Source organism: Aeromonas molluscorum 848 (genome assembly GCF_000388115.1).
Classification (GTDB): domain Bacteria; phylum Pseudomonadota; class Gammaproteobacteria; order Enterobacterales; family Aeromonadaceae; genus Aeromonas; species Aeromonas molluscorum.
Window position 1 is genome coordinate 1 of sequence record NZ_AQGQ01000237.1, and the last position, 4,703, is coordinate 4,703.

The window sequence follows — 4,703 nt, forward strand, 5'->3', positions numbered from 1 at the left end:
CGGGCAATACCCGTGGTGCTCAAGCCCTCCGAGCCAGACCCCCGCTCACCGCCCTGCGCCTCGCCGAGCTCGCCAGCGAGATCTTCCCCCGCGGCGTCATCAACGTCATCTGCGGGCGAGGCGAGAGCGTGGGGGCGCCGCTGGTGGAGCATCCGCTGGTGCGCATGGTGTCGCTCACCGGCGATATCGCCACCGGCCAGAAAATTTTGCAAAGCGCCGCCCGCACCATGAAGCGCACCCACCTTGAGCTGGGGGGCAAGGCGCCGGTCATCATCTTCGACGATGCGGATCTGGAGGCCGTGGTGGCGGGGATTCGTACCTTCGGCTTTTACAACGCCGGGCAAGATTGCACCGCCGCCTGCCGCATCTACGCCCAGGGCAAGATCTACGACAAATTCGTCGCCGCCATGACCGAGGCGGTGGCCTCCATCAAGGTGGGCAGCCAGTACGAGGAGGGGGTGGAGATGGGGCCGCTCATCTCGGACCGGCAGCGCAACCGGGTCGCCAGCTTCGTCGAGCGGGCCCAGAGTAGTGGCCATGTGGAGGTGACGGCGGGGGGCAAGATCCGCCCCGGCAACGGCTTCTTCTTCGAGCCGACCCTGATCGTCCATGCCCGTCAGGAGGATGAAATAGTACGCCGGGAGGTGTTCGGCCCCGTGGTGTCGGTGACCCGCTTTGGCGACGCCGAACAGGTGGTGCAGTGGGCCAACGACTCGGACTATGGCCTCGCCTCCTCGGTCTGGACCCGGGATTTGAGCCTCGCCAGCAAGGTGGCCAGCCACCTGCAATATGGCTGCACCTGGATCAACACCCACTTCATGCTCACCTCGGAGATGCCCCATGGCGGCATGAAAATGTCCGGTTACGGCAAGGATCTCTCCCTCTATGCGCTGGAGGATTACACGGTGCCGCGCCATATCATGGTCAAGTTGTAGGGGGGATTAGCCAGCGGTTGTCACATTTTCTTTACATGCTTTGATAAGCAGCCGACCTTGGGTCGGCTGCTTTTTATGGGGAGAAATCGTTACAGTGATCCCATCAGGTGCTCTGTCAGTGGATTGACTAGAGAGTGCCTTCCGAGTCGACCGCGTCGGCTCACCGACATGGCGACCGACTCGCCATCGCCACGGATGCCGCAGGATGCCAGCATGGGAAATCAGTACACAGCGCACCAGCCCGACAGTCGGGGATTTATCGATTACAGCCGTGAAGAACATGCCACCTGGCAGATCCTGATCGAGCGCCAGTTGCCTTGTCTGGCGGGACGGGCCTGCGCCGAGTATCAGGCCGGGCTGGATCTGCTCGACCTGCCCCGGGATCGCATTCCCCAACTGGGCGAGATCAATGCCGTGCTCACGCCCTGTACCGGCTGGTCTGTGGTGGCCGTGCCGGCACTCATCTCTTTCGATCGCTTTTTCGCCTTGCTCGCCAACCGCCAGTTTCCGGTGGCCACCTTCATTCGCCGTCGGGACGAGCTCGATTATTTGCAAGAGCCGGACATCTTCCACGAGATTTTCGGCCACTGTGCCATGCTGACCAACCCGGCCTTCGCCGACTTCACTCACACCTATGGCCAGCTGGGGCTCAGTGCCAGCAAGGAGGAGAGGGTCTTCCTGGCGCGGCTCTACTGGTTCACGGTGGAGTTTGGTCTGCTTGATACTCCTGCGGGGCTGCGTATCTATGGGGGCGGTATTCTCTCCTCCATCGGCGAGACGGCCTACGCCCTGTCCGAGACGCCGCGCCGCACCCCTTTCGAGCTGCAAGATGTGCTGCGCACGCCCTATCGCATCGACATCATGCAGCCCCTCTACTATGTGCTGCCGAGCCTGGACAGCCTCTATTCCCTGACCCGGGATGAGATATTGGCGCAGTTGGCCCAGGCCAGACAGCTTGGTCTGTTCAGTCCACTCTATCCCCCCAAACCCATGCAGGCGGCCAGCTAGGCGGCTCAGGGCCAAGCTTCTGGCGGGCCACGTCCATTTTATCAAGGAGAAATACATGTCTGAATTGGCAAACCAGCGCTGTGAAGCCTGCCGGGCCGATGCCCCTAAAGTGAGTGAACAGGAGCTGGCCGAGTTGATGCATGCCATCCCCGATTGGCAGCCGGTGAGCGAGCAGGGAGTGCTGCAGTTGCGCCGGGAGTTTATCTTCCGCAACTTCAAGGAGGCGCTCGCCTTCACCAATCGCCTGGGCGAGCTGGCCGAGGCCGAGTTTCACCACCCGGGCATCTTGACCGAGTGGGGCAAGGTGACGGTGACCTGGTGGACTCACAAGATCCAGGGTCTGCACCGCAATGACTTCATCATGGCGGCGCGCACCGACGCTTTGTTCAAATAGCACAAGGGGATGTCCCCGGGGTGGGGCAATGACGCCTTGAACGCGGGCCCGCCCGGTGCAAACCGGGGCGGGCCCTCATTTTTACCGGGCAAGTCTCGCACTGGCGGGGGGGAGACGTTATTATCACGCCCATCATGAAGTTAGCCAGGAAGCCTGCCTCGAATGCGTCTTGAAGTCAGCTGTGAAGACCGCCTGGGCCTGACCCGGGAATTGCTCGATCGTCTGGTGGAGCACAATATCGATCTGCGCGGCATCGAAATCGATACCACAGGCATCATCTACCTCAACTTCCCCGAGCTGGAGTTTCGCGACTTCCAGCATCTGATGCCCGAGATCCGTCGCATCCCCGGGGTACACGACGTCAAGACCGTCCCCTATCTGCCCTCCGAGCGTGAACACCACGAGATCCGCGCCCTGCTCAAGGCGCTGCCGGATCTGGTGTTTTCCCTCGACAGCCGTGGTCGCATCACCCAGGTCAACCAGTCGGCGCTGACCACCCTCAACCTGCCGCTGGAGGAGGTCAAGGGAGTGGCACTCGGTTCCCTGATCAAGGGGTTTGCCTTCACCCGTTGGCTCGAGTCGAGCGACATCAAGCCGCAAACCTGCAAGCTGAGCCTGGGCGGTGAGGAGTACCTGGCGGATCTGATGCCGCTCTTCGTGGCTGAGGAGAAGGGCAAGCAGGCGCTGGCGGGGGCCGTGGTGGTGCTCAAGTCTGCCCGTCGGGTCGGCCTGCATTTCAGCGCCCTGCATGCCATCGAGGTGGGTGGCTTCGAGCATCTGCAGGCAGAAAGCCCCAAGATGAGACAGGTTCTGACCGAGGCCAGCAAACTGGCGATGCAGGATGCCCCCTTGCTCATCGTCGGCGAAACCGGCACCGGCAAGGAGCTGTTGGCCCGCGCCTGCCACGGTGCCAGCCTGAGATCCAGCCACCCCTTCATGGCCCTCAACTGCGCCGCCATGCCCGATAACGTGGCCGAGAGCGAGCTGTTCGGTTACGCCCCCGGCGCCTTTGGCAATAACACCGAAGGCAAGCGCGGCGTGCTCGAGCTCGCCAGCGGCGGTACCCTGATGCTCGATGAGATTGGGGACATGTCTGCTCATCTGCAGACCAAGTTCCTGCGCGTGCTGCAAGACGGGGTGTTTCGCCGGGTCGGTGACGAGCAGGAGGTGAAGGTCAATGTGCGCTTCATCTGCACCACCCAGAAGCAGTTGCTGGATCTGGTGGCCGAGGGCAAGTTTCGGGAAGACCTCTATTACCGTCTCAACGTGCTGAGTTTGTCCCTGCCACCCCTGCGCGAGCGCAAGGCGGATATCATGGCCCTGGCCCAGCAATTCGTCGCCCGCTTCGCCAGCGAGTTGCAGCGCCCCAAGCCGCGCTTCACCCGCAACATGGCGGAGTACCTGACCGCCTATCGCTGGCCGGGTAACGTGCGCCAGCTGCGCAACTGCCTCTATCGCGCCATGACGCTGCTGGAAGGGGATGAGATAGGTCCCGAGCAGATAGACTTGCCGGTGGCGCCCGACGCCATGCCACTCATCGACGAGTGGTTCGAAGGAGCCCTGGACGAGGCAGTCAAGCGCTTCGAGAGCCGGTTGCTGGCGCGTCTCTATCCCGCCTTCCCCTCGACCCGCCAGTTGGCCAAGCGGCTCGGGGTCTCCCACACGGCCATCGCCAACAAGTTGCGAGAATATGGCATCGGCAAGAAGTAAGTGCCGCGCTCGCCGCATAACACAAAGAGGCCATGTGACCTCTTTGTGTTATGAACAAGGCGGGCCTGTCCCTATGCGTCATGGCCCCGATTCGCAGGGCCGTTGCCTCCCTGAGGGTGGATGACAAGGGTCAGCATGAGGTCCAATGTTGACAAGACGCGCCCTGGCGCGGCACTGTCGGGCTAACCCTGTGGTTCAGGGACATGCTAGGATCTGTGCCACTATCTCAATGATCAAACCTATGCACCTATCGTATCTGCTTCATCTGTTTGCCGGTCTCTGCCTGCTGGCAAGCTCGTTGGCCCTGGCCGATATCCAAACCCATAGTCGTGGCACGCAAGCCGAGGTACGCGTCGAGCATGTGCGCCAGACGGTGCTCGATATCCTCAGCTATACCCGCTGGCCAGTCGAACCTCCTACGATGCGGCTCTGCGTGCTGGGGCCGACAGAATATGCCGACAACCTGTTTCATATCAGCCAGCAGGCCAATGGCCGCCGGGTCACGGTCAGTCGCTACAACGTGGGCGACCCCTTGGTCCCGGACCACTGCGATGTGCTCTATTTGGGGGATATAGGGGAGGCCGAACGGCTAATTCTGTTCGCCCGCCTGCGGGTCATGCCTTGCTCAGCATTAGCGAACAGGCGGGCCTTGCAGC

At 62.0% G+C, this 4,703-nt stretch carries 4 protein-coding genes and 1 pseudogene; all 5 read left to right on the forward strand.

Annotated features, from left to right (window positions below; genetic code table 11):
• Positions 1–935 (forward strand): annotated as a pseudogene (locus G113_RS19245) (aldehyde dehydrogenase family protein); the annotation flags it as partial.
• A 213-nt stretch (positions 936–1,148) separates the two neighbouring features.
• Positions 1,149–1,943 carry a phenylalanine 4-monooxygenase gene (gene phhA / locus G113_RS19250; RefSeq protein WP_005910396.1) on the forward strand — a complete coding sequence of 265 codons (795 nt, stop codon included), beginning with the start codon at positions 1,149–1,151 and terminating at the stop codon, positions 1,941–1,943.
• Positions 1,944–1,998: 55 nt separating this feature from the next.
• On the forward strand, positions 1,999–2,337 hold the full coding sequence (locus G113_RS19255; protein ID WP_005910398.1) for a 4a-hydroxytetrahydrobiopterin dehydratase: 339 nt from the start codon (positions 1,999–2,001) through the stop codon (positions 2,335–2,337).
• A 162-nt stretch (positions 2,338–2,499) separates the two neighbouring features.
• Positions 2,500–4,047: a transcriptional regulator TyrR gene (gene tyrR, locus G113_RS19260; RefSeq protein WP_005910400.1), complete on the forward strand. Its 1,548-nt coding sequence runs from the start codon at positions 2,500–2,502 to the stop codon at positions 4,045–4,047.
• Positions 4,048–4,288: 241 nt separating this feature from the next.
• A partial coding sequence (locus G113_RS19265; RefSeq protein ID WP_005910402.1) for a YfiR family protein occupies positions 4,289–4,703 on the forward strand: 415 nt, incomplete at its 3' end.

Bases quoted from the DNA above. Each gene is read 5' to 3' on its own strand.
- phhA (WP_005910396.1), top strand. From the start codon at position 1,149: ATGGGAAATCAGTACACAGCGCACCAGCCCGACAGTCGGGGATTTATC.
- tyrR (WP_005910400.1), top strand. From the start codon at position 2,500: ATGCGTCTTGAAGTCAGCTGTGAAGACCGCCTGGGCCTGACCCGGGAA.
- G113_RS19255 (WP_005910398.1), top strand. From the start codon at position 1,999: ATGTCTGAATTGGCAAACCAGCGCTGTGAAGCCTGCCGGGCCGATGCC.